Origin of the sequence: Bradyrhizobium sp. CCGUVB23, from assembly GCF_024199885.1 — a bacterium.
In the GTDB taxonomy this organism is placed as follows: Bacteria; Pseudomonadota; Alphaproteobacteria; order Rhizobiales; family Xanthobacteraceae; genus Bradyrhizobium.
The window spans coordinates 7,747,901-7,769,384 of sequence record NZ_JANADQ010000001.1 but is presented as its reverse complement, the minus strand read 5'-3'; the positions used below and the strand labels follow the sequence as shown (position 1 = coordinate 7,769,384).

The 21,484-nt window shown below is 59.4% G+C and carries 24 protein-coding genes and 1 pseudogene; 12 read left to right on the top strand and 13 right to left on the bottom strand.

Going from position 1 to position 21,484, the window contains the following annotated elements; all coding sequences use genetic code 11:
- The first annotated feature begins 529 nt into the window (after nt 1–529).
- Nucleotides 530–766: a ribbon-helix-helix domain-containing protein gene (locus tag NLN62_RS36190; protein WP_027524110.1), complete on the top strand. Its 237-nt coding sequence runs from the start codon at nt 530–532 to the stop codon at nt 764–766.
- Nucleotides 767–800: 34 nt separating this feature from the next.
- Here the strand turns inward: NLN62_RS36190 and NLN62_RS36185 are convergent, their stop codons facing one another.
- The 5 genes from NLN62_RS36185 to NLN62_RS36165 form a co-directional block, all read right to left on the bottom strand.
- Entirely contained in the window at nt 801–998 is a 198-nt protein-coding gene (locus NLN62_RS36185) for a hypothetical protein (RefSeq protein WP_254111973.1), read from the bottom strand.
- 1,040 nt (nt 999–2,038) lie between these two features.
- Nucleotides 2,039–2,257 carry a hypothetical protein gene (locus NLN62_RS36180; RefSeq protein WP_035662897.1) on the bottom strand — a complete coding sequence of 73 codons (219 nt, stop codon included), beginning with the start codon at nt 2,255–2,257 and terminating at the stop codon, nt 2,039–2,041.
- Nucleotides 2,257–2,751, bottom strand: coding sequence for a hypothetical protein (locus NLN62_RS36175; protein WP_156944419.1), 495 nt, complete (start codon nt 2,749–2,751; stop codon nt 2,257–2,259). The genes NLN62_RS36180 and NLN62_RS36175 overlap by 1 nt, the downstream gene beginning before the upstream one ends.
- Before the next feature lie 76 nt (nt 2,752–2,827).
- Entirely contained in the window at nt 2,828–3,220 is a 393-nt protein-coding gene (locus NLN62_RS36170) for a hypothetical protein (protein ID WP_254111972.1), read from the bottom strand.
- Between the two features lie 223 nt (nt 3,221–3,443).
- Nucleotides 3,444–3,770 (bottom strand): hypothetical protein, encoded by a 327-nt coding sequence (locus NLN62_RS36165; protein ID WP_027524104.1) that lies wholly within the window; start codon nt 3,768–3,770, stop codon nt 3,444–3,446.
- An 890-nt stretch (nt 3,771–4,660) separates the two neighbouring features.
- On the opposite strand from NLN62_RS36165, the gene NLN62_RS36160 reads away from it, so the two are divergent.
- Together NLN62_RS36160 and NLN62_RS36155 are read left to right on the top strand one after the other, a co-directional pair.
- The gene (locus NLN62_RS36160) at nt 4,661–4,894 is read left to right on the top strand and encodes a hypothetical protein (protein ID WP_156944417.1); all 234 of its coding nucleotides are present in this window, start codon (nt 4,661–4,663) and stop codon (nt 4,892–4,894) included.
- A complete protein-coding gene (locus NLN62_RS36155) occupies nt 4,891–5,157 on the top strand; it encodes a hypothetical protein (RefSeq protein WP_027524102.1) in 267 nt (88 codons plus the stop codon). The genes NLN62_RS36160 and NLN62_RS36155 overlap by 4 nt, the downstream gene beginning before the upstream one ends.
- Before the next feature lie 112 nt (nt 5,158–5,269).
- Here the strand turns inward: NLN62_RS36155 and NLN62_RS36150 are convergent, their stop codons facing one another.
- The gene (locus tag NLN62_RS36150; protein WP_156944416.1) at nt 5,270–5,611 is read right to left on the bottom strand and encodes a hypothetical protein; all 342 of its coding nucleotides are present in this window, start codon (nt 5,609–5,611) and stop codon (nt 5,270–5,272) included.
- A 191-nt stretch (nt 5,612–5,802) separates the two neighbouring features.
- Here NLN62_RS36150 and NLN62_RS36145 point away from each other — a divergent pair, with 191 nt between their 5' ends.
- Entirely contained in the window at nt 5,803–6,093 is a 291-nt protein-coding gene (locus NLN62_RS36145; protein ID WP_027524101.1) for a hypothetical protein, read from the top strand.
- A gap of 10 nt (nt 6,094–6,103) precedes the next feature.
- Here the strand turns inward: NLN62_RS36145 and NLN62_RS36140 are convergent, their stop codons facing one another.
- Nucleotides 6,104–6,427, bottom strand: a complete 324-nt coding sequence (locus NLN62_RS36140; protein ID WP_156944415.1) for a hypothetical protein — start codon at nt 6,425–6,427, stop codon at nt 6,104–6,106.
- Between the two features lie 140 nt (nt 6,428–6,567).
- On the opposite strand from NLN62_RS36140, the gene NLN62_RS36135 reads away from it, so the two are divergent.
- The 5 genes and pseudogenes from NLN62_RS36135 to NLN62_RS36115 all read left to right on the top strand — a co-directional run bounded on the left by NLN62_RS36135 (nt 6,568) and on the right by NLN62_RS36115 (nt 10,074).
- Nucleotides 6,568–6,918, top strand: coding sequence for a hypothetical protein (locus tag NLN62_RS36135; RefSeq protein ID WP_254111971.1), 351 nt, complete (start codon nt 6,568–6,570; stop codon nt 6,916–6,918).
- A 425-nt stretch (nt 6,919–7,343) separates the two neighbouring features.
- Nucleotides 7,344–7,706: pseudogene (locus NLN62_RS36130) on the top strand (hypothetical protein); the annotation flags it as partial.
- Nucleotides 7,592–7,978, top strand: a complete 387-nt coding sequence (locus NLN62_RS36125; protein WP_254111970.1) for a hypothetical protein — start codon at nt 7,592–7,594, stop codon at nt 7,976–7,978. The pseudogene NLN62_RS36130 and the gene NLN62_RS36125, both read left to right, overlap by 115 nt.
- A gap of 40 nt (nt 7,979–8,018) precedes the next feature.
- A protein-coding gene (locus NLN62_RS36120; RefSeq protein WP_254107522.1) for an IS3 family transposase occupies nt 8,019–9,196 on the top strand; the annotation gives its coding sequence in 2 pieces (ribosomal slippage) (nt 8,019–8,316 and nt 8,316–9,196; 1,179 coding nt in all).
- Between the two features lie 35 nt (nt 9,197–9,231).
- Nucleotides 9,232–10,074, top strand: a complete 843-nt coding sequence (locus NLN62_RS36115; RefSeq protein WP_254111969.1) for an IS110 family transposase — start codon at nt 9,232–9,234, stop codon at nt 10,072–10,074.
- Nucleotides 10,075–10,759: 685 nt separating this feature from the next.
- Here the strand turns inward: NLN62_RS36115 and NLN62_RS53705 are convergent.
- The gene (locus tag NLN62_RS53705; protein ID WP_371932902.1) at nt 10,760–10,981 is read right to left on the bottom strand and encodes a hypothetical protein; all 222 of its coding nucleotides are present in this window, start codon (nt 10,979–10,981) and stop codon (nt 10,760–10,762) included.
- Entirely contained in the window at nt 10,978–11,712 is a 735-nt protein-coding gene (locus tag NLN62_RS36110) for a hypothetical protein (protein ID WP_254111968.1), read from the bottom strand. Before NLN62_RS36110 ends, NLN62_RS53705 begins: the two co-directional genes overlap by 4 nt.
- Nucleotides 11,713–11,899: 187 nt before the next feature.
- Between NLN62_RS36110 and NLN62_RS36105 the strand changes: the two genes are divergently transcribed.
- From NLN62_RS36105 to NLN62_RS36095, 3 genes are all read left to right on the top strand, one after another.
- Nucleotides 11,900–12,280, top strand: coding sequence for a Crp/Fnr family transcriptional regulator (locus NLN62_RS36105; RefSeq protein ID WP_254111967.1), 381 nt, complete (start codon nt 11,900–11,902; stop codon nt 12,278–12,280).
- Between the two features lie 483 nt (nt 12,281–12,763).
- The gene (locus tag NLN62_RS36100; RefSeq protein WP_254111966.1) at nt 12,764–13,765 is read left to right on the top strand and encodes a formylglycine-generating enzyme family protein; all 1,002 of its coding nucleotides are present in this window, start codon (nt 12,764–12,766) and stop codon (nt 13,763–13,765) included.
- A gap of 223 nt (nt 13,766–13,988) precedes the next feature.
- Nucleotides 13,989–15,032: a cupin domain-containing protein gene (locus tag NLN62_RS36095; protein ID WP_254111965.1), complete on the top strand. Its 1,044-nt coding sequence runs from the start codon at nt 13,989–13,991 to the stop codon at nt 15,030–15,032.
- Between the two features lie 46 nt (nt 15,033–15,078).
- Here the strand turns inward: NLN62_RS36095 and clcA are convergent, their stop codons facing one another.
- The 4 genes from clcA to NLN62_RS36075 form a co-directional block, all read right to left on the bottom strand.
- Nucleotides 15,079–16,419, bottom strand: coding sequence for a H(+)/Cl(-) exchange transporter ClcA (gene clcA / locus NLN62_RS36090; RefSeq protein WP_254111964.1), 1,341 nt, complete (start codon nt 16,417–16,419; stop codon nt 15,079–15,081).
- A 156-nt stretch (nt 16,420–16,575) separates the two neighbouring features.
- Complete coding sequence (locus tag NLN62_RS36085) at nt 16,576–18,363, bottom strand: PQQ-binding-like beta-propeller repeat protein (protein WP_254111963.1); 1,788 nt, start codon at nt 18,361–18,363, stop codon at nt 16,576–16,578.
- 78 nt (nt 18,364–18,441) lie between these two features.
- Entirely contained in the window at nt 18,442–19,467 is a 1,026-nt protein-coding gene (gene cydB / locus NLN62_RS36080) for a cytochrome d ubiquinol oxidase subunit II (RefSeq protein WP_254111962.1), read from the bottom strand.
- Nucleotides 19,468–19,487: 20 nt separating this feature from the next.
- Complete coding sequence (locus tag NLN62_RS36075) at nt 19,488–20,879, bottom strand: cytochrome ubiquinol oxidase subunit I (RefSeq protein ID WP_254111961.1); 1,392 nt, start codon at nt 20,877–20,879, stop codon at nt 19,488–19,490.
- Nucleotides 20,880–21,484 lie beyond the last annotated feature (605 nt).

The window sequence follows — 21,484 nt, the reverse complement described above, 5'->3', positions numbered from 1 at the left end:
CAACTCTGGGGGCTGGGCTGAAATGACCGATCGAAGCTGGGGACGGCCTTTCGACGACCCAATCAAGGTGGACGGCCGCAAGCTGGTCACCCCGCGCGATGCCGGTCAGTACATCGCGAAGCTCCCCAAGGCCGTGCACGACGCGCCGGAGTGGCAAGCCGCGACGGAAGCGCTGATCCTGGTAGCGGAGAAAGGTGGACCGTCGATGCTCGCTCGCATTGGCATTATGCGAGCCTTGAACCGAGGCCGGCCCAGTCCGGCACGGGACCGCGACGGAAGCCGGCGAGGAGGTACAGGCTCGTGAGATAGGGCCGCCAGCGAGTCTCGGCGTCAAGTACCGACGGAGCTTCTGGGCTACTCCGAGTGCGCGCATCCCTTTGCCGCTCTTTGACGGTACGATGGATTTGCGCGCGGCGGTGCGCATAGGGAGGGACGGCTCTGGTGTGTCTCCAGCCTCGCGCGCCGGAGCCGTTCTCGTTTGCAGGATCGGACTGACCCGGGCGGGAGTACCCATAGGTCGCGAGGAAGCGTGAAATCCCCCGTCGTGAAGCGATCCATTGTCATCGGCGGCCACAAGACCAGTGTCAGCCTGGAAGAGGCATTCTGGACGAGCCTAAAGGAGATCGCCAGCCGGCGCGACATGACGCTGTCGGATCTGGTTGCTGAGATCGACCGCAACCGCCGGCAAGATAATCTATCGTCCGCGATACGCATCTTCGTCCTCGAATACTTCAAGAGCCGCGCCGCGGCACTCCGGCAAGAATGAAGGCCCGCCAGTGTGAACCGGCGGGCCTCGATCTCTAGATGGGTGGTTTAAGACCTGGCGAATTTAACCATTCATCAATACGGGCGACGATGTCGGCCTCGTGGGCTTTCCTCAATAGGCCTTCACGTTCCTTGCCCGGTGGTAGTTGCTTTGCCTTTTCTCTTGCTAGCCGGGCTTCCTTGATCAGACGTTCTCCCAGCGCTTTGTCCGGTTTGAACCGAAGGCGTTTCACGATCTCCTCCCGTCATGAAATTCGCTCCACCCTAAAACGCTTTGGAAGCGCAGACGTTCGGCGAGTTCCATTCTCGGAACGCGCGCATTTTCGGTCATATGCACCGTAAGTTGCGGATGATTACGATTGAAGGTATTATCCGCTGGCTTTTGGAACCAACGATTTTCAGTAATTCGGATTAATGAAATGATTGCTCAGAAGACCGACAAAGTCGTCGTGGGCGCCCGTTTCCAGTTGAGTAAGCTTGGTGCTCTTCGGTGCCCCGAAAGGCCCGCACCGGCGGGCCTTTGTCGTTTTGGCGACACGCTCAGCGCACCGCTCTCAATCGCGGCTTTTGAAGCGAATCGGCTCGTTTGCGCGCAGGTCTAATCCCATGATATCTAACCTTTTTTGGCCAATCTGGCCATCAAGGCAGGGATTTTGCGTTCCCCCCCCTTTCACCGCCCTGACGCTATGATGATGGCGACGAGTGGCGAGAGCGTTATCGGTACCGCCATAGCTATGGCTATTGCGGTCCACGTTGGGACCATGGTTGGCGCCGCGGTCGGGAGGATGACAACGAGCAATGAGCCGCCGGGGGATTCCGGCGGCACCCTCACAGGACACTGGCCTGTTTTAACCCCTAGTGGCCTAAGTTGAATCCGGCAGTGTCCTAATTCGCTTGTTCATTGTCCGTCCGGTTCACTTGAGATTGATCAGCGGTTGTCAGGACAGCGTCAGCGTGACGCCCTACCCTCCAGAAGAACTTGGTGTGTAGCTGGCTGGCGGGCACGACCGTGAGGCGCGATAGCTTCTATTTTATCTTTGCGCTAGCGTGGATGATGGTGGTGATCGGCTGGCTGCTTTTTGTGACGCTCGCTGAATAAGAAAGGTCGCCTCAGTTGGCGGCCTCTTTCATTCCGCGCGCTTACTAGAGCCGCTGACCGCAGCCGACGCAGCGCAACCTCGCAACGCTTTTCACACCCAGGACCATACTCGGCCGCGGTGGCAGTGTCCTCGCGCGGTTGGATCAAAGAGCCCCGAACTGTGACAGCGGACCATCAGGCTTCCCTATACGGAATAGCGAGGTTTTCGCAGATCGAGGCGAACACCTTTGTTGTCTCGGCGTCCTCGAAGCAAAAATGCGTTCCTTTGTCACCACGCTCGATCCACCAGTCCGCCTTGTTACCTCTTGAAATGCGGGATGCCTCTCCGCGTAGCTGATCTAGTTGCCTTCCGTATGCGTTCACCGTCACACAATTTTTCATTTGAATGCTCATTAAGTCGTCCAGAAGCAGATTGGCCGATCAGGGCTGGCGTTCTTCTCGGGCTCTCGTCTTTTGTCGTTGGGACTTCCAACGTCAATGTTGTGGATCTCAGGCTCAAGGCAGATGAACTGGATGTTGCGATAGAATTTAACGTCGGCGATTTTGTATTTTATGTCACCGCCAACAGGGTATGAAGCAAGACTCATGCAGGTATCCTTCCAGTAATCCCGATCATCATGGATGGTATGGTCGAGATCGTGCTGCCGAACGTACTCGGCAACTTCGTCTCTGCCATCCCAATAGTTGTACCCGCGAAGGCTCTCGGCCTCGACCGCGTTCTTACATTCGTAGCAGCCATAAAGATCACGGTTGTCCGGATTGGTTCGGGTATGAATCGTGAGCCACTTGCCCGGAGCGAGTCGGTTATCGTGGAAGTCAAGTGGATCGGCATGAGCCGACGCCGTCATTGCGAGCACGAGGCCAGCGATTGTAAGTAGCTTTTTCAATTTAGTTCCCTGTTGTGCCCCTTGAGACTTCATTGTGTGGCCACATGCGCCACACGGTTGACAGCTTCAACCGATGTCACCGCTTGCTAACGGTGACTTTTAAATCCGCAACTCGATCCTTTTCGAGATCGTAAGTGCAGATGATGTGCATGGTGGTGTCGACTTCGAAATCGACGCCAATGGGTGCCATCTTCGACGAGTAGTCGGCAAAGTAGTCTGTGACGATGACGCCGGTCGGTGCCGAGTGCAAAGCCGTGGTCGTTTCGTGCCCGAAGATGGGGAACGGCACGCGCTGCCATCGGCCAAGGATTGAGAACGTCGCGGGTTGCGCCTCATAGGCAGCGCGACAACCGTTGCCGAGATCGTCGCCCTTCCATGACGCAATCACGGCGGCGTTGTCTTCGCATGCGCGCCAATTGCCGCGCTTGCACGTCGGCTCTGGAGTGGCGGGCTTCTCGACCGGCTTCATCGGGCCTCTTGATGCCAATAGCTTCGCCCTCCTTGGCTTCGCGTTCTGCCTTCTCGGCATCGACTCGCCAATGATCAGCTCGCCAATCAGGCGTGGCCGCAGTGCTGATTTGCTTTGGTGTTGGTATGGTGTGCCCGCCGTCTTTAAATCCGCCGTAGGCCAACAGGCCAAGCACACACAGTCCACCGATATGTCCACTCTTCATGTTATGAGTCCTGCCACTTCACGCGGTGGCACGAGTCCGTGCCGCTTTGCTAGCGCGTCGGCTGTTAGCCGGATAGTTTCGATTGCGTCGGCGTGTGATAGCGGCGCGTTTGCCGGTGCGCTTTGCAGCCTGCAGCGCGAGCTCTTCGAGCAACTGCAAAATCTGGCGACTCGCTCCAAGCATGGGGTTGACGTAGAGCCTTCCATCGCGGAAGCCCGCGCCATTCACCGAAACCATGCCGTTGTCATACATCACAACCTTGATCGTCAGTTCTAGCCCTTTGTCCTTGGGAGTCCTGTCGATATTCTTCGCCAGGCGGCGAATGAACTTTACAGAGTTAGCCATTTTCCTGTTTATGTTTGAGTTACGAGTCCTGAAACTTCGCGCGCGCGGGAAACCAATCGACGTAGTGGGCAACGCGACCCCGGACCAGTTGCGCCGCTTCGTTGGCTGTGTCCAAGCACGTGAACTGCAGCGCGGGTCGGTGACAAAAGCTATTCGTTTGATTTGCGCGCGAGATGCAAGATCCCAACACCATCACCCGGTTGCGGGCCAACATTGCAACTTAAGGAGGCACTAGGCAGAAAGTCTTGTTGTTGTCTGCCAATGATTTGCTTTTTTTGAGCCTTCAGGGGGCGGGCCGGGAATGCTTCCGGGCGGGCGGGAAGGTTTCCTTTTTGGGACTGCGAGCCGTTGATGGGTAGGAGTCCTACTTTCCTGCCGGGATCGCCGACAAGTCCGTTTCGCTGTGCTAGGTCTGGTACCTCTCGCCAAGGCGACCCAGACAGAGCCGGCAAGGGCCACGATGTGCAGTAGCTCGCGGCCGATCTGAGCCAAGAGGAATCGATAATTTGCGAGGTGCTTACGTCGGCGTTTTGATGGCGGAATGCGCAAGCCTGTCCGACGTGAGAACTGCACACCGCCCGGTCACCGCCCGATCAAGATTACCTTCGGCGACATGCGCGACATGGGCGTGCGCGGCGTCCTGGTTTATTGCGCCGACTATCGTTGCAGCCACAACGTGGCCTTGAGCGCCGATCGCTGGCCCGACGAGGTGCGCCTGTCCGATGTCGAACCGCGCTTTACCTGCAGCGTCTGCGGGCGCCGCGGTGCGGACATCCGCCCGGACTTTCAATTGGAACAAGCCAACGATCTCTGCGATGGGTTACCGATGAGGCTCTGTCCGCGCCGGAGCGGCACGTGCTGGCGGCGCACATGGAGGTTGAGGAACAGCGATGAGCCTGAAACGACTAATGGCGATCGTCGTGACAACCTTGTTGGGGGCGGTAATAGGTCTAGTGTTCGGTTTTCTGCACTCGGGCCTTGTTGGCGTGAGCCTGGGTTTTTACTACTGGATCACTTATCCAGTGGACTCCTTTCCGTGGCCGATCCTTGGAGGACTGGTCGGCGGTCTAGCATCGCTGGCTTTGCATCTTTGGCTTCCGGAAAAGGGGACAACTTCAAAATGAAATTCGTCCCGGCCCGACCCTTCTCCAATCCCGATATCGCAGCGCGCAAGCTGGTCGAGCTCGCCTCCAGCATCGAAGCCGTCCAGGACGGCCGTATCCATATCGAGAAGATCAACGCGCCATTTCTCTACAGCCTGAAGGCCAGCGGCGAGGAGTTCGGCGCCGGCATCAAGCTAGCGGTCGAGCGTGGCTGGCTCGAGCTGCATGAATCCGGGACATATGTGAGGCTCCTCAAGGGCGGCGAAGCCCTGCTGTCGCGCTGATGGGGTGGTCCGCCGCATTCGATGCTCTGGGGCGGCGGAAATGGCAAAGCGCGAAACCGGCTGGCGCGGCAAGTTTGACGATCCGATAGAATTGCCGGACGGCCGAGTAGAGTTACATAGCCTTCCTGTGCTTTTTGGTCGCTTTCGCACCCAAGCTCCTCGCGTAAGACGAGCCTGGCTGTTGGTTTGAAAAACCCCAGCCCGAACGATGACCAGCGATAGCTCCTGTACCGCCTGGACCAGGCGAATCATAATATCCCCCGCCAAAGCCGCCACCCGAACCTGCACCGCCACCGATGCCACCACCAGCACTGCCGGCACCAGTTCCCGCACCACCACCCATGCCTCCACCACCCATGCCCTGGGCAAAGACCTGAGCGAGTACGAGCAGAATGAGCAGCAGCGCCGTTAGAAACACGCCTAGCACCACGAAATTGATCACGGGCCTGATCATTTGTGATCTCCTGGTTCTTCGTTCTTGCTCGGCTTGCCTTGCAAGAAACACCAACACTCGGGGGGCCTAGATCATCCGGGGCGTTCGCATGACAAAGGCGACAGATTCTGACACTGAGGTTGGAAACAAGCTGCACGAGAACGGCACCTATGTGCGGCTGCTGAAGGAAGGCGGCCAATGAAGCATAGCCAATGACCGATCGAGGCTGGGGGCGGCCTTTCGATGATCCGATAGAAGTTGGCAGGCGCAAGCTGGTCACGCTGCGCGATGCCGGCAAGTACTTCGCCGCGCTGCCCAAGGCCGTGCACGACGCGCCGGCGTGGCAGGCTGCCATGGAAGCGCTGATCCTGGTGGCAGAGCAAGGCGGCCCGACGATGCTCGCCCGGATCGGCATCATGCGCGCCTTGAACCGGCATTACGCGTTCAATCCGAAGAGAAAAGAACCGCATTGGGGCCGGCGCAAACTGAAGAGGGATCAATGACCGTCTTCATCTATGTCAACACGGCCAAGCGGTAGGCGATGCCGACCACATCAAGGTCTTCGCCAACATCGACGCCGCAGAAAAATGGTTCGAGGAGAACGACCCTGAAGGTGTAGCGTTCGAGTATGAGGTTCTGGAGTGAGGGCCTGCCATGAGGAAGATTGCTATCGCGGCATTCGTGGTTCTTTGTCTCGTGGTTGTCTACGCGGCCGTTGATTTGCGCCACGACCACAACCAGATCAAACAAATTCGGGAAGAATGCCGACAGGCCCACAGTGAAAGGATCAAAATGGCGGAATGCGTGCTCGACTCGACGCTTCGGCGCGGACGGCAACCGCAACTGCCGTAATGAAGGCCCGCCAGCGTGACCGGAGGGCCTTTGTTGTTACCGCTTCAGCCGTCGGCAATGCCGGGGGTCATTCTTAGAGGCGGAAGTAAACCCACGATGAGCTCTCAACGGCAGTGGAGTGGCGTATGCGTAAGGCTCCCTCGATCATCCCAACCGATCGGCTCGACCGGGACATGTACCTGGTGCTGGAGGATTTCAGCGGCGGCCCAGCGTGGCGGGAGACGGACGAAGACCGGACCGACTACCTGATCCTGATCAATGACCTCCTTAATGGCCAGTATGACCACCCCTTACGTGTCGTCGCCTTCAATCCGCTGGAGGGCTGGTCGCGCGATGCCACCGAGGATGTAGCCCGGGAGCTGGAGCGGTGGGTCGCCGAAGGGCACGAGGTCACCGATCCGGTGCGGGAGTTCATCGAGCGCTTCACCGGCCGGCCGATTGGCGTGCAATTGTTGCTGCCGCTGCGGGAGTTCTGAGACCCGCAATTCGGCTCTATTGCCGCACGCCTGCCTGTTTGTGAGAAACTCCCTTGGCTTGCAAACTTGCCGGGTCGAAACCTGAAGGGGTGCCTAGCCTTGTCTCAAGGGAGAAGGGCGATGCGTCTCTGCAAATGTATCCTTGGGGGTGATCATTGCATGCGCCGCCAGCGATTGCTTCTATGATCCCTTGGCCTTGAATTGATCGAGCTGGGCGACCCTGCCTTGCGGAAAAATTGTGCCTTTCGGGCACCACTTGCCTCTCTTTTTTGGCCTCGTCCCTTCTAACCTCGCGACTCAGGTATGGGTGATGAACATGGCCGGTAAAGCGAGGTAGCGCGATGCTCCTTTTTTTTCTGCTCACGCCTTGGATCCTCCTCAAAGTCTTCACATCCGCCTCGCAGGCGCGCTGGCTCTGACCGTTTGGAGACGATTTGCGGGATCTGCCGCTTCGTTTGCGCAAGACGAACCTGGAGCGACTATTGGCGCGCCGGCCCGACGGCATCACCGTGGCGCCTTTCGAGCGCGGGGAGATCGGGCCGGATCTCTTCCGGGCAGCCTGCCGCATGGGCCTTGAGGGTCTCGTCTCGAAGCACCGCGATCGGCCGTACCGCGGAGGACGCCAAAAGTTTTGGATCAAGATGCTATGGGGCGGGGCGGACGGCGAGGGTTTGTGGCACGCTCGGCGCTCTGTCCAAAGACACCAAAGGAGCGCCACATGTCGCAACCTTTTGAGGCGAGCAGATCCCTCACCGCCCTCGAGCAGGATAGCACGATCATCGCCGTAATCGAGATGGCTCAATCGAAGTGGTTGGCAGCCGCGGTTGTTCCTGGCATCAAACGCCAGCCGCTCAAAAGGCTCGATGCGGATGCGGAGTCGCTGTTGAAGCTCTTGCATCGTTGGCGCAAGGAGGCTGACCAGGCCGGGCATCCGATAAGGCGCGTCGTTGTCGCCTATGAGGCCGGACGCGATGGCTTTTGGCTGGCCCGCTGGCTGCGCATCCGCAGTGTTGAGGCTCATGTGATCCACCCTAATAGCATTGAACCTCCTCCGAACTGATGGACACCTGTAGTAGGCTCGAAGAGCCAGGAGGTGTCGGATGGAAGGACGTCAACGTCGGTCGTTTACGGACGACTACAAGCGGCAAGCGATTGATCTGGTCGCATCGAGTGGCCGCTCGATCGGATCGGTGGCCAAGGAACTTGGCCTGCGCGATTCCGTGTTGCGGCGGTGGGTAGAGCAACGTGGGGCCAGGCGGGAGCCGACGGCGGCGTCGCGGCGCCCCACGACGCAGGCGGCGCTGCCGTCGGCGGACCACGCGGCGGAGATCGCCCGTTTGCAGCGAGAGAACGAGCGGCTGCGCATGGAGCGCGACATTTTAAAAAAATCGATCGCGATCTTTGCTGGAGTTCAGAAATGAGATTCCGCTTCATTGAAGATCGCCGTGCCGACTATCCGGTGATGATCATGTGCGACGTGCTCGGCGTCTCGCCTGCTGGCTATTATGCCTGGCGGGCGCGCCCGGAGAGCGCGCGAGCCGCCGCCAATCGTGAGCTCGTCGGCGATATCAAGCGGGTTCACCGCGACACCAATGGCCGCTATGGCAGCCCGCGCATCCATGCCGAGTTGAGGGCTCAGGGCCGCGGGGCGAGCCGCGGTCGCATCGAGCGATTGATGCGCCGCCACGGTATCAGGGCCATCATGGCGCGGCCACGACGGGTGCGCACCACCGACAGCCGTCACGACTTCCCGATCGCCGCGAATCTGCTCGAGCGCAACTTCATCGCCGCAGCGCCGAACCGGATCTGGCTCGCCGACATCACGTACGTCGAGACTGATCAGGGCTGGCTTTATCTGGCCACGGTCATGGACCTCTACAGCCGCAAGATCGTCGGCTGGGCGATGGCGGATCATTTGCGCGCCGAACTGCCATTGGCGGCCTTAGCGATGGCCATTGCGACACAGCGGCCTGGCGCCGGCCTGATCCACCATTCAGATCGCGGCGTTCAATACGCCTCCGCGGAGTATCGCAAGATGATGCAGTCCGCCGGCTTCCGAGCCTCGATGAGCCGCAGGGCCGATTGCTATGACAACGCTCCGATGGAGAGTTTCTTCCACACGCTCAAAACCGAACTCGTCCATCACCAGCATTATGCAACACGTGAGGAAGCCACACGTGATATCTTTGCTTACATCGAGGGCTTCTACAATCGAACACGTCGCCACTCGGCCATCGGATATCTCAGCCCGATCGAGATGGAGCTAAAAGCAGCTTAACCCTGTCCATTTTTTCGGGGGAAGATCACATTGCGGTGCCACGCGAACATCGACGCGCAAAGACAGATCGCCTCGATACGGAACTGCTGCTGCGCGCCTTACTTGGATGGCTGCGCGGAGAGAAGCGTCACTGCAGCATGGTCGCGATCCCAACGATCGAAGAGGAGGATGCCAAACGGCCGAACCGTGAGCGAGACAGCCTCGTCACTGAGCAGACGCGGATCGGAAACCAAATCAAGGCGATCCTCACCCGCTTTGGCATTCGTAGGTTTCGGCTGAAATTGCGCAAAGCCGAGCAACAACTCAAAGAGCTGCACTCGGCGGAAGGATCACTTTTGCCGGAAAACACCCGTGCAGAGCTGTTTCGTCACCTCGCACGTCTGCACATGGTGCGTGAGCAAATCCGAGCGATCGAGAAAGCACGCCTGCAGAAGCTCGAAGCTGACCGCGATAAAAAGAAAAGCCCACACGCAATGGTCCATCTTATCGCACGGGTCGTCGGCATCGGCGTTGAGACCGCAGACATGCTGGTTAACGAGGTCTTCTCGCGCCAGTTCCGCGACCGTAAGGCGGTCGCTCGCTACGCCGGTCTTACCGGCTCCCCGGACGAGAGCGGCAAACGCCGGCGTGAGAAGGGTCTTGCCCGCGCCGGTAACGCTCGCGTCCGCACCGGTATGATTCGATTGGCGTGGCGTTGTCTGAGGTTCCAAGAGGGCAGCGCCCTGGCTCAATGGTTTCAAACCCGAACGGCCGACGGGCGCGGTAACACGCGCAAGACCATGATCGTTGCGTTGGCGCGCAAGCTGCTCATTGCACTCTGGCGTCTCGTTACAACAGGCGAAATGTCGGACGGCATTGTCCTGCGTCCTGCGTCATAACCGATAACTTCGAAGGGGAAAGGAGATCAGATAACAGCACGACAGTTTTGGCGGGCCGTGGAGGTGTGGTCTGCCGATGACGATCCGAGGCGGTGGTGATTCGCTTTTCACAATGGCTTTCAAGCCGCGATCAAGGATGGACCCGCCGCCCCGGAGCTCGCCGCCGATGCGCATGATTGCATCATGGTGCGATCCTCGAAGGGTCGACCGAATACAAGGCTGCGGCGCGATCAGCGCCTGATAACGAGCTCGCCTCGGATTTTGTCGCCGGTGCCAATGCCGCTGTACACGTGACGTCATGCTTACGGGTAAGACGACGCCAACGGCGTGTGAAGATGAAGATCGTGAACTTCGCCGCCAGGCCATTCTTGGAATGGCGCATTATCGCTCGGCACGCGCTTTCGCCGTCAATCCCGCGCGCCAAAAGGCGTGCCCCTTGCGGGCTGCGGGGATTGACCGCTCAGCGCGGCCAAGCAAAGGGGGGCCCTTCATGCCGAGAATGGAAGGAAGCGCCTTGCTGACACCCAAGCAACCGGAGGGACTCGACAAGTGGATAGAGAGCAGCGTGTGAGGAAGTTTACCCTTGACAAGGAAAGCCCCATACAAGGTGAAGAACCGCGGCCATCCAGCGATGGAGCGTGAGCTATGACCGTCGATCTAATTCATCGCCTGTGCCTACCGTAAATCACATCCGGCCATATTGATGGTGCAGTCCGCCTAGGATCGGTCGGCATACGATATTCCCGACTCGCTCAACACCGCGAGGAACCGGGGCATCCTTGTTCAATGACAAATGAGTGCGCGTGGCGTTGTAGTAATCTTTGTACGATAGCAGAACGTGGCGCAGATGTCGTTCGCCGAAGACTACGACATGATCAATGCATTCCCTCCGGATTGAACCGATCAACCGTTCTGCGTAGGCGTTTTGCCAGGGTGAGCGGAAAGACGTCGGGCGGTCTCGAATGCCGATCGACGAACCCTGCGGACAAAGATCTCGCCATAAACTCGATCGCGGTCCCTGATTAAGTAACGAGGGATTTGCTCCCAGCCACAGGCTTCAGTGAGCTGATTGGCGAGCCATTCGGCCGTCGGGTGCGCGGTCACCCCAAACCACAGGATCTGCCGCCGGCCATGGCCTATGATCAGCAAACCATAGAGCAGTCGGAACGAGATCTTCGGCACGACGAAGAGGTCCATTGCGACAATGCCATCCGCATGGTTGCGAAGGAGCGTCTTCCATCCCTGCGAGGGAGGGCCCCTCCTCCGTGCCATATACTTGGCGACGCTGGTCTGTCCGATCTCGATGCCGAGCTTGAGAAGCTCTCCATGGATTCTCGGCGCTCCCCACAATGGGTTGGCGATGCTCATCTCGCGGATCAGCCGGCGAATTTCCAACGGTACAGTTGGTCGGCCGCAGCGGTGCCGCGATTTCCAGCGCCAATACGATCTGAAACCGGCACGGTGCCAACGGATGACGGTATCCGGCGTCACAATCGTGAACGCCTTGATGGTATTTGGCACCAAACGATACAGACCAACAAAGATCAGGCGATCCATGGCACTGAAGGGCACCCTCTTCGGCACATGCCGTCGCTGGATGTTAAGTTGATGACGAAGGATCAGGATCTCAGCTTCCAACGAGACCCGCGACCGGAACAATAGGACCAGCACCGACCAGACCAGGCTGTATGCTTCTCTCATGAGACAAAAGCATTGCGCGATTCGACCTCACGTACCAGCTCGATTAGGGTTTCCGACAGGGACAGGCGCGATTGGTCAGACGACGCGGTTTGGCGGAGGCCCGCGATTGGTTACGGTCCAATGCATGAATGACAGTCTGATCCTGCTCGCGTCCGACCGTGCCCTGACTCAGATCGCGATGAAACGGCCGCAAATTTGGCAAGCTGTCGCGGCGCTGCTTTATTTGCAGGTGCGCGATCTGCTCCAGCTCGCTGCAGAGGTGATTGCGTTGCCCCCGCGCCAGCGGCTCGCCGCCCGGATCACGCGCCTCGCGCAGGCAGAGGAGCAAGCCGGAAAATACGTGCTATCGCTCAGCCAGGAGGCGCTCGCCGAAATGGTGGGCCTAACTCGGAAGACCGTGAACGGCTACTTGGCCGAATTCGAACGCGAGGGTTTGATCAGGCGCACTTACGGATCAGCCGTTCTGCTCGATCCGCGGGGTCTATGGCGCATTGCCGAAAGCTAAAACCACAATCATCCTGGTTCATTTTTCCGATCGCGTTACGCTTGGGCCTTCAGCCATTCACGTGGCGCCTCCTGCACCCAACGAAGGGAACGAATGTCCGCTTCGCGCCAACAGCCGCCCTCCCCGTGAGGTCGCGCTTTGAGCCCAGCTTGAGCGCCGCCTGATTGACTCGCCAACTCGACAGAGGCGATTTTGGGTAACGAACCCTGCGAAGAGGTAGTTGCCAATCAGCAGCCGCGCGCCTTCGCAAGTGCGGGCCGAGCGGTGAGCCTAATGTGCCATGTATATGTAACGGCCAACACCAAGCACCTTACTCCGCGCCACAAGACGCGGATCGACCATACCGAGTTTCTGGCCTGCCAGGACCATCGCACCGCAACGCCTGTGCCGAAAGTGCATAGCGCGCCAACCATCCAAAGCTCAACCTTCTGGCAGGACGTTCAGCGGATGTCATGGCGGTGCCCATCACGAGGAGTACCCGCGATGTTGGACCAAACTGGTCGACGACCACAAGCCTCAGTATCTGATGTGCTTCGCGGCATGGTTCGTATACCGGGCGGGATCTTTCGTATGGGTTCCGATAACCACTATCCGGAGGAGTCACCGGTCCATCGTGTGACCGTGGCTGGCTTTTGGATCGATGCAACTCCCGTCACCAACCGCGCCTTCCGTAAGTTCGTGCAAGCGACCGGCTACATCACCTGCGCCGAGATCAGACCTGACCCGAGCGACTATCCTGGTGCGCTGCCGCACATGCTGAAGGCCGCTTCGCTCGTGTTCACGCCGCCGAAACATCAAGTCGATCTCCGGGACTGGAGCCAGTGGTGGAGGTTCAAGTTCGGCGCCAACTGGCGCCGACCGTACGGTCCGCGCAGCTCGATCAGCGGTCTCGATGATCACCCTGTCGTTCACGTCGCTTATCGTGATGCGGAAGCGTATGCCGCCTGGGCGGGCAAAGAACTGCCGACGGAAGCGGAGTGGGAGTTTGCTGCTCGCGGCGGTCTCGACGGGGCTGAGTTCGCCTGGGGCGATGAATTTACCCCCCGTGGGCGGCATATGGCCAACACCTGGCAGGGGCAATTTCCCCGGCAGAATTCCGCTGAGGACGGCTTTGAACGCACATCGCCAGTAACCGCCTTTCCACCCAACGGCTACGGGGTCCATGACATGATCGGCAACGTCTGGGAATGGACCGCCGACTGGTACTCGCCGAAGCATCAGGCCGATGCGCTAAAATCCTGCTGTATTCCGGAAAATCCCCGCGGGGGAAGCGAGACTGCAAGCTACGATCCGTGTCAGCCACAAATCAACATTCCGCGCAAGGTTGTGAAGGGCGGCTCTCATCTGTGCGCACCGAACTATTGCCGTCGCTATCGTCCGGCAGCTCGCCATGCGCAACCGATCGACACGTCAATGAGCCATGTCGGGTTTCGGTGCATCGTTCGCCACGGAGAAAGTCTCGAGCAGCAAGGATTGGCAAGATAAATTAAGTATCCCAAACTACGGGAATCGAGCAGTCGGGTACACATCGATGGCCGGAAAGAGACCAAGCACCGACGGTGCTTGCCAGCGACTCCGATGACCAGAAGGGAACGTAGAAGAATATCGGCGGCTCGCGCTCCGACCATTGAAATGACATTCTCGCCAATCAGGCGCTTCAACTGCGCGAACTCCAGCGACTACCAATGTAACGGCCAGGAGGTCAGAAATGAGCGACCCAACTCTGCCGTCGTTCCGCTACCGCTTGGGACAGCAACCGCCGCGTACTGACTGTGGCGGACTTGTACGGTGTGCATCTGTTCGGCAGTTCCCAGTTAGCCAGGGCATTGCTGGTGCTTCTATGCGCCTACAACCCGGTTGTCTGCGCGAACTCCATTGGCACACGAATGCTGCCGAATTGGGTTACGTTGTGTCTGGCAATTGCCGCACCACAGTATTGAGCCCCGACGGAGCGGCGACCGATACATTCGGACCGGGCGACGTTTGGTATTTCCCCCGCGGCTGGGGTCATTCGATACTGGGGATCGGGCCAGGCGAGTGTCATTTCATTCTGATATTCGACAACGGCGCCTTTGCCGAGGAGCATACACTGAGTATCACCGACTGGTTGGCGCATACGTCGCCTGCAGTCATCTCACAGAGCCTTGGCCTCGGTTTGGAGTGGGTGGCAAAGCTTCCGAAGGGAGAGGCTTACTTCGCAGCGGGGCCCGTTCCTGATGACACCATCGCACGTGCTGCGCCGCAGGCGAAGCCGGCACCTTTGACAACGCATCGCTATCCATTGGGCGCCCAGCAGCCGCGGCGCGCGCCGGGCGGCGGCGCGCAGTGGACGGTTACCGCGAATGAGTTTCCGATCTCGACCACATTGTCCGCCGCCGTGCTGGAGCTCGAGCCGGGAGCCATGCGTGAGCTTCACTGGCACCCCCACGCCGACGAGTGGCAATACTATCTTGAGGGTGCGGCTGAGATGGCTGTTTATTTGGGGAGGGCTCACACGGTAACCGAACAATTCGAGACGGGTGACGTCGGTTACGTGCCGATGGGGGCCGGGCACTACATCCGCAACACCGGTAGCGGAATCCTGCGCTTGCTGCTCGGATTCAACAACGGGCACTATCATGCCCACGACCTCAACGCATGGCTAGCCTCGAATCCGCCCGATGTGTTGGCTACCAATTTAGGCCTGCCACGAACAGTCGCGAAAACGCTTCCCGAAGAGACGCACTTTATCGCGCAACCGCAGCGTAGCTAAGCAAGGTCGCTCGAAGTCGATTGACCTATATCAGCTTGCCCGTGGGTCAAGCGTGTTCCCGCTGCCCGGGGCGCATCCGTTCACGCTCCAGAGTTTGCTCCCGCAATGAATCGTAGATTGGCGGATCGCGCATCAGCGTTGGTATCAACATGGCCGTAAAGCAGGCCCCGAGCATCGGCAACAGCATTGTGACGTTTGCCGTCATCTCGACGACCAGGACGATGCCTGTTAGCGGCGCGCGTACAACGCCGACAAAAAAGGCCGCCATCCCGACAACAGCGAATCCTTCGGGTTGAATGTTCAGATCGGGAAACACCAGTTGGCAGAGCCGTCCAAGGAACAGTCCGAGTTGTGCCCCCAGTACAAGCATCGGTGCAAACAGCCCCCCGGGCGTTCCGGCCGCATATGATATGGCGCCGAGGCCAAGTCGGAATAGGAAAACAATTGGAAGTAGGGCAAAGATTTCTCTCCCCGCTAGAACGCGTTGCGTAATCGCATCGCCTCCGCTTACAAGGTCGGGCACGAACCAAGCCAGCACTCCGACCGCTGCTCCAATAAGCGCCGCGCGCAGCCCGCCCAGCCACCGGTTGAGTCGACCAATCGCGGCAATCGTTCCGAGCAGCAAGCGATTGTAGACAATCGCTGCAAAGCCAGCGGCCGCTCCCAGGATAAAGTAGAGCGGGCGTGTCGCCGCGCCCGCATAGGTCAACTCCTCAACATGAAAGTCTGCCGCATCACCAAGAAGCAAACGGGAGATCGAGATGGCGGTCGCCGACGCACCTAGCGCCGCAATTGCAACGCGTAGCTCGAATCGGCGCACCAATTCCTCCAGGACGAAAATGGCACCTGCGATCGGCGCGTTGAACGCAGTAGCGAGGCCTGCCCCTGCACCGGCGGCAAGCAGCACCCGACAGTCGGGCCAGTTGCATCGAAATACCTTGCCGACCAGATGCCCGATCGTCGCCGCCATCTGAACGGTTGGGCCCTCGCGGCCTAGCGCCAGTCCTGCGCCGATCGCCAGAAGGCCACCAACAAACTTCACTGGTATGATTCGAAACGGTGCTTGCGGCAGTTGCCCGTTCAGGACCGCCTCGACGTGGGGGATGCCACTCCCTGATGCGTGGGGCGCAAAGCGGCCTACCAGCCAGACCGCTATCGCCGCTGCGGCGGCACAAACGATGCCGACAACCAATAATCCCGCGAAAGATTTCGAATGCGACCAGCCTATGATGACATCGCGAAATCTGTCCGCCCACTCAAGCGAGAGCAGGAAGAGCGCGCCGACGAACCCTGAAGCCGCGCCGACGATGAGTGCCAACATGGCGAGCATGAGGAGGCTGCCATGCTCGCCGTCTTGATCGCTTACAGGTTTCTCGTCAGAGGCCAAATTGGATTCCAAATTGGGAGAAGCCAGAGTTGGGAATTTGCGACGGGTCACATCTCAAGGCACAAGCACGGAACGTCGCCATCGCGAGACTGCAGTCGACCCCGGCGCGCCATGTGGCGGTTGGAAGCCTGTCGGCCTGCTTCGAACAACTGTCGGTCATTGGCGATTGCCGTCGCCTTCGACGCCCAGGATCGAGATCTTCGCTCTCCTGATTTCGCCAGGAAAGGCGGGAGATACGTAACCGGTCGCCACCGCGACTTTTTGGCTGCCGTTCACCGCGTATGTGATCACCCCGCCGCCGATCGCGCCGCCGATCTTCTGGCCCCACAGCTTCTGCCCGGTCGCCGCGTCAAGCGCATAGAAATTGCCGCCCATGTCGCCGAAGAACACAAGGCCCCCGGCGGTCGGCGTCACGGCGCCCATGATCGGATAATTGGACTTCAGCCTCCACTTCCACACCCCTGTGTCGGCGTCGGTGGCGTGAAGCCATCCCGCCCAGACGCCGTCGGAGCGCGAGAACCTTCCGAACTCGTTGAACGGATTGAGGGACTTCTCTCCCGTCCACGGCTGCCCGAGCGGGGCAGCCGCAATTTCTTCCCCGGTCTGCATCCTCACCGTCGTACACCACTCGACCTCGCCGGTGAGGATGAGATTGGTCAGAGAGTCGTAGGCCGGGCTGTTCCATTCCTCCCCGCCCGCGGCGCCCGGACAAAAATGGACGTCTTTGTCGACAGCGAAGGGCTCTTCCACATTCTCGATCCTCGTCACCGGCGTCCGGTACAAGAGCTTGTTGTCGGCAAGATCAAAGCCGTAAAGGTGTCCGTCCTTCGGCGCCACTGCCATGAGCCTCTTGCCGCCCATCGTCTTGATCACAGCCGGCGGGTTGGAGACGTCCCAGTCGTGCCAATCCCTGGGCACAAGCTGGAAATGGTTCTTGTAAGCGCCGGTCTTGGCGTCGAGGACAACGACGGAGCCGGTGAAGAGATTGTCCCCCTGGCGGACGCCATTAGCGTAGTCGGGCGCAGGATTGCCAACGGGCACATACAAGCGCCCAGAAGCCGGGTCCAAGGTCGTAGAAGTCCAGGCTCCGCCACCGCTGATCGGAGCACCCGGGATGTTCTTCCAGGTCGAAGTGTCGAGCGGCGAGGTGCCCTCGGGCCCGCGAACAGTATCGCCCTCGGTCTTGGGCACGAGGAAGAATTGCCACACAATCTTGCCGGTCTTGGCGTCGAGCGCGTACATGTGACCTTTGCCGCCCTTGAAGTCTCCGCCGGCGTTGCCGACGAAGACGAGGCCTTCCCAGGCGATCGGTGCCGCCGGCACGTCTTCGCCCTTTTTCGAGTCCCCGATCGTCGCCTCCCAGAGCCGCTTGCCGGTTTTGAATTCATAGGCCAGCACGCGCCCATCCTGGGTGCCACGGAACAACCTGCCGTCGAGGTAGGCCGCACCTCGATTCGTCGGCAGAATGTAGGCGGGATATTCCTCATGCGTGCGCCAGTTCTCGGCGCAGGTCGAGGGGTCGATCGAGAAAATATCGAATTCGGTGGTACCGATGAGCGCGCCCTCCACCATGATCAGGCCCGTCTCGAAGCTCGTCAATCGCCAGGTGTCGTAGGTACATAAGACCTTGAGCTTGGCGACGTTCTTCGTGTTGATCTGGCTGAGGTCGGAGAAGCGCTCGGAAGTCAGCGTTTTGTTGTAGCTCGGCCAGTCCGCGGCGGCAGGCGACGGAGGAGCCGCAGGCGCGGGCGCCGGAGCGCTCTTGTAATTTGCGTTCGTTTCCGTCGCGACGGCGCCCCTAGGCGCTAAGAGCGACAGAATTTCTCCGCGCAACTCGCCGACGCCCACCTCGAGTCCGGCCACGTCCGCAAGCGAGGAGGTGATCCCTCCGTCCACGACTACTGCAAAGAACACGATGCTGACGAGTCCGAGTCTGCGATTCATCTTCGTCTCCTTGTCTTCGTGTCGATTTACCTCACATCCGCGCTGCCCCGGGCAGGGAATATTCAGCGGCCAGCATTGCTAAACTTTGGGTTCTCCCTTCGCTGCAGATGACGGTCCGCTTGTCGCGGCGTAGCCTGCACGCTGTCTGCCCCGAAACATCCAGTAAACGACAAACGTGTAGAGACCTATCACCGGCAACACGAATAGGCCGGCGCCCCAAAACAGAAACGAAAGCGAAGCCTGGGGCGCCGCCGCCGAGGCCACAGTCACGCTGTAAGGTATCATGTAAGGCCAGAACATCGTCGCTAGCGAGAGAAACGCGGCCACAAAGAGCACGACCGTCATCGTGAACGGCCATGAGTCGAGGCGCCGACGCGCTCCAACAAAAATTCCAACGATCGCGACGAGGCCGATCAGCGGAAAGACAAAGCCCCAGGGGCGGTGCATGAAAAGGCTTCCGGTCATGCGGGCCCGATCAACGAACGCAGTGACAGCTGCAAAGACCAAGATCCCGACGACCGAAGTGGCCAGCAGCGGTATGCGGTTGCGTGCCCAGTCGCGCAGCTGCACGTCCTCGGATTTGAGGACCAGCCAGCCGGCGCCCAGCAGCGCATAGCCGAGCACGAGACCGATTCCACAAACGATCGAAAGCGCTGCAACCCAGTCGAAGGTGCCTCCGGCATATTGGCCGTTCACGACAGGTATCCCGCGGATCATAGCCCCGACGGCAGCGCCCTGGACAAAGGCGGCCACGACAGAACCGAGAACGAAGCCTCGATCCCACAGCCCGCGAGCGGCACGAGCGCGGAACTCGAACGCGACGCCCCGGAATATCAATGCCAGCAGAAGCAGCAGCACAGGGATGTAGAAGGCTGCCAAAAACACTGCGTAGACCACCGGGAATGCGGCGAACAGCGACGCGCCTACCACGATCAGCCAAGTCTCGTTGCCATCCCAAAATGGAGAAATTGAAGCGATCATTTCGCTTCGCAATCTTGCGTCGTTTGTGGCGCCAAAAAGGATGCCGACGCCCAGATCGAAGCCATCCAGGATAACGTAGGCAAGAATCGCCACGCCGATCACAGCTACCCAGAACAGGGCCAATTCTGAGGGCTCCACAGCACTCATTGAGGCGCTTCTTTCGTGGCTTGCACCGCAACGGCCAGCGGCCGAGCCGGACTCATTTTCGTCCGATCGGACACATCTTGCGCAGGACCGTCGCGCAAGAGGCGATAGATGTAGTACAACCCAAAAGCATAAATGATGGAGTAGACTACGACGTAGCATGCGAGCGACAGAAGCACATCGCCCGTCTTTAGAGACGGCGTCACAGCATCCTTCGTACGCAGAAGGCCGTAAACCACCCAGGGTTGACGACCGACTTCGGCAGTAAACCACCCGGCCAGCACCGCGATGAAGCCGCTAGGGAAGGACAGGAACGTCGCCCACAAGAACCAACGCGAGCTCTCCAATGTGCCGCGCCAGCGGAGAAAGGCTCCGAACCAGGACACTGCCACCATGATCAGGCCCATGCCGACCATGACGCGAAACGCGAAGAAAGGAATGATTACCGGCGGACGGTCTTCCGGTGGGAACGCATCGAGCCCCCCCTCGCGGGCATCCCAGTTGCCGGAGGCGATGAAGCTGCCAAGTTTAGGTATCTCGAGCGCAAAGAGATTGCGCTCCTGGCGTGGATCGGGAATAGCGATCAGCACCTCGCTTGCCGGCTGCTGAGTTTTCCAACGCGCTTCAATCGCGGCGAACTTGGCCGGTTGATAGTTGAGAACGTAGATGCCTGTCAGATGACCGAACACCATTTGGACGGGGATTACGACTGCAACGAACCCGAGCCCCCAGCGCAGCATGGCGCCCGCTTCCTGCACATCCTTTCCGCGTAGAAGGTACCAGGCGCCTGTGGCCGCCACGCACATGCCGGTCGTCAGAAACGCAGCCAGCAGCATGTGCGGCCATCGAATCCGCATGATGGGCCCTGTAATGATCGCCCACCAGTCGCCCGGCACAATTCTGCCGTCGACAATGATATGGCCCAGAGGAACCTGCATCCAACTGTTGTTGGCCAGTATCCAGAACGAAGACAGCATCGTCCCGAGGGAGACCATGCAACAGGAGAGAAAATAGAACCAGGCCGGCACACTGTCTCGGCCGAGGAGCACGACGCCAAAAAATGTTGCTTCGAGCAGAAAAGCGGTGAAGGCCTCGTAGCCGAGCAACGGCCCCTGGATCGATCCGGTGCGCTCCGCCAATACGCTCCAGTTCGTGCCGAACTGGAAAGCCATGACAATGCCGCTGACCACGCCCATGCCGAACGATAAGGCAAATATCTTGAGCCAGAAGTCGAAGATGCGCCGGTAGAGGTGATTGCCAGTCAGCAGCCGCACGCCTTCGAGGGTTGTGAGCCAAGCGGCGAGCCCAATGGTGAAGGCCGGAAAAATGATATGGAAGCTGATGACAAACGCGAACTGCAGCCGCGACAGCAGAACCGGATCAAGCTCCATGACTAGGCTCCTCGTCTCACGGAGACGCTATCGAGGCGGCCTGGTACGATCTTGAATCACAATCCTCGACCGCTAGGCCGGGTGCATCACTCCACTGCACAATTTTTTGCCGTTCGTGCGCAGCTTCGTCGCGTCTATCCTCCAATCTCAGTTCGGCTCTTTTCACCAAGCCGAAGGCCTGATTCACCCCTCGCCTCACGATGCACCCCAGCATCGAAGAAGCATCCAATCGGCGCTATGCAAGTTCGGCTAATTTCCAAAATCGGTGGCCTCTGTGGAGTGGCCTCCGACGCTTATACAGGGCTCGAAACCGCGGTCCGGACGGCGGAACCCGCAAAACTCCTTCAACCAATTGTCGCTTTCACTACAAACTTGTCGTCGGGCGCTACCGAGACACCACTTTGAACTCAGAGCTCCCAAAATTTTCAGAGCGGGATCCCAATCGATCACGGGAAGCCGCGACGCGGTTTGCCGACGCGCCGAATTCGCATAGTCCGCCCGACCAACAAATGCGACTCTGACAGGGTCCTGGGCGAGCTCGCAAAGTCCATCGGAACTGGTTCGTGTAGGACGGTGTCCGCACGCAGTCGCCAACGGATTGGAAG

What these genes read in the sequence shown, in the direction of transcription:
- NLN62_RS36095 (WP_254111965.1), top strand. Translation starts at nt 13,989, where the DNA reads ATGAGCGACCCAACTCTGCCGTCGTTCCGCTACCGCTTGGGACAGCAA.
- NLN62_RS36135 (WP_254111971.1), top strand. Translation starts at nt 6,568, where the DNA reads ATGCGTAAGGCTCCCTCGATCATCCCAACCGATCGGCTCGACCGGGAC.
- NLN62_RS36180 (WP_035662897.1), bottom strand. Translation starts at nt 2,257, where the DNA reads ATGAGCATTCAAATGAAAAATTGTGTGACGGTGAACGCATACGGAAGG.
- NLN62_RS36085 (WP_254111963.1), bottom strand. Translation starts at nt 18,363, where the DNA reads ATGAATCGCAGACTCGGACTCGTCAGCATCGTGTTCTTTGCAGTAGTC.
- NLN62_RS36145 (WP_027524101.1), top strand. Translation starts at nt 5,803, where the DNA reads ATGACCGATCGAGGCTGGGGGCGGCCTTTCGATGATCCGATAGAAGTT.
- NLN62_RS36100 (WP_254111966.1), top strand. Translation starts at nt 12,764, where the DNA reads ATGTTGGACCAAACTGGTCGACGACCACAAGCCTCAGTATCTGATGTG.
- NLN62_RS36105 (WP_254111967.1), top strand. Translation starts at nt 11,900, where the DNA reads ATGAATGACAGTCTGATCCTGCTCGCGTCCGACCGTGCCCTGACTCAG.
- NLN62_RS36075 (WP_254111961.1), bottom strand. Translation starts at nt 20,879, where the DNA reads ATGGAGCTTGATCCGGTTCTGCTGTCGCGGCTGCAGTTCGCGTTTGTC.
- NLN62_RS36165 (WP_027524104.1), bottom strand. Translation starts at nt 3,770, where the DNA reads ATGGCTAACTCTGTAAAGTTCATTCGCCGCCTGGCGAAGAATATCGAC.
- NLN62_RS36150 (WP_156944416.1), bottom strand. Translation starts at nt 5,611, where the DNA reads ATGATCAGGCCCGTGATCAATTTCGTGGTGCTAGGCGTGTTTCTAACG.
- NLN62_RS36170 (WP_254111972.1), bottom strand. Translation starts at nt 3,220, where the DNA reads ATGAAGCCGGTCGAGAAGCCCGCCACTCCAGAGCCGACGTGCAAGCGC.
- NLN62_RS36155 (WP_027524102.1), top strand. Translation starts at nt 4,891, where the DNA reads ATGAAATTCGTCCCGGCCCGACCCTTCTCCAATCCCGATATCGCAGCG.
- NLN62_RS36160 (WP_156944417.1), top strand. Translation starts at nt 4,661, where the DNA reads ATGAGCCTGAAACGACTAATGGCGATCGTCGTGACAACCTTGTTGGGG.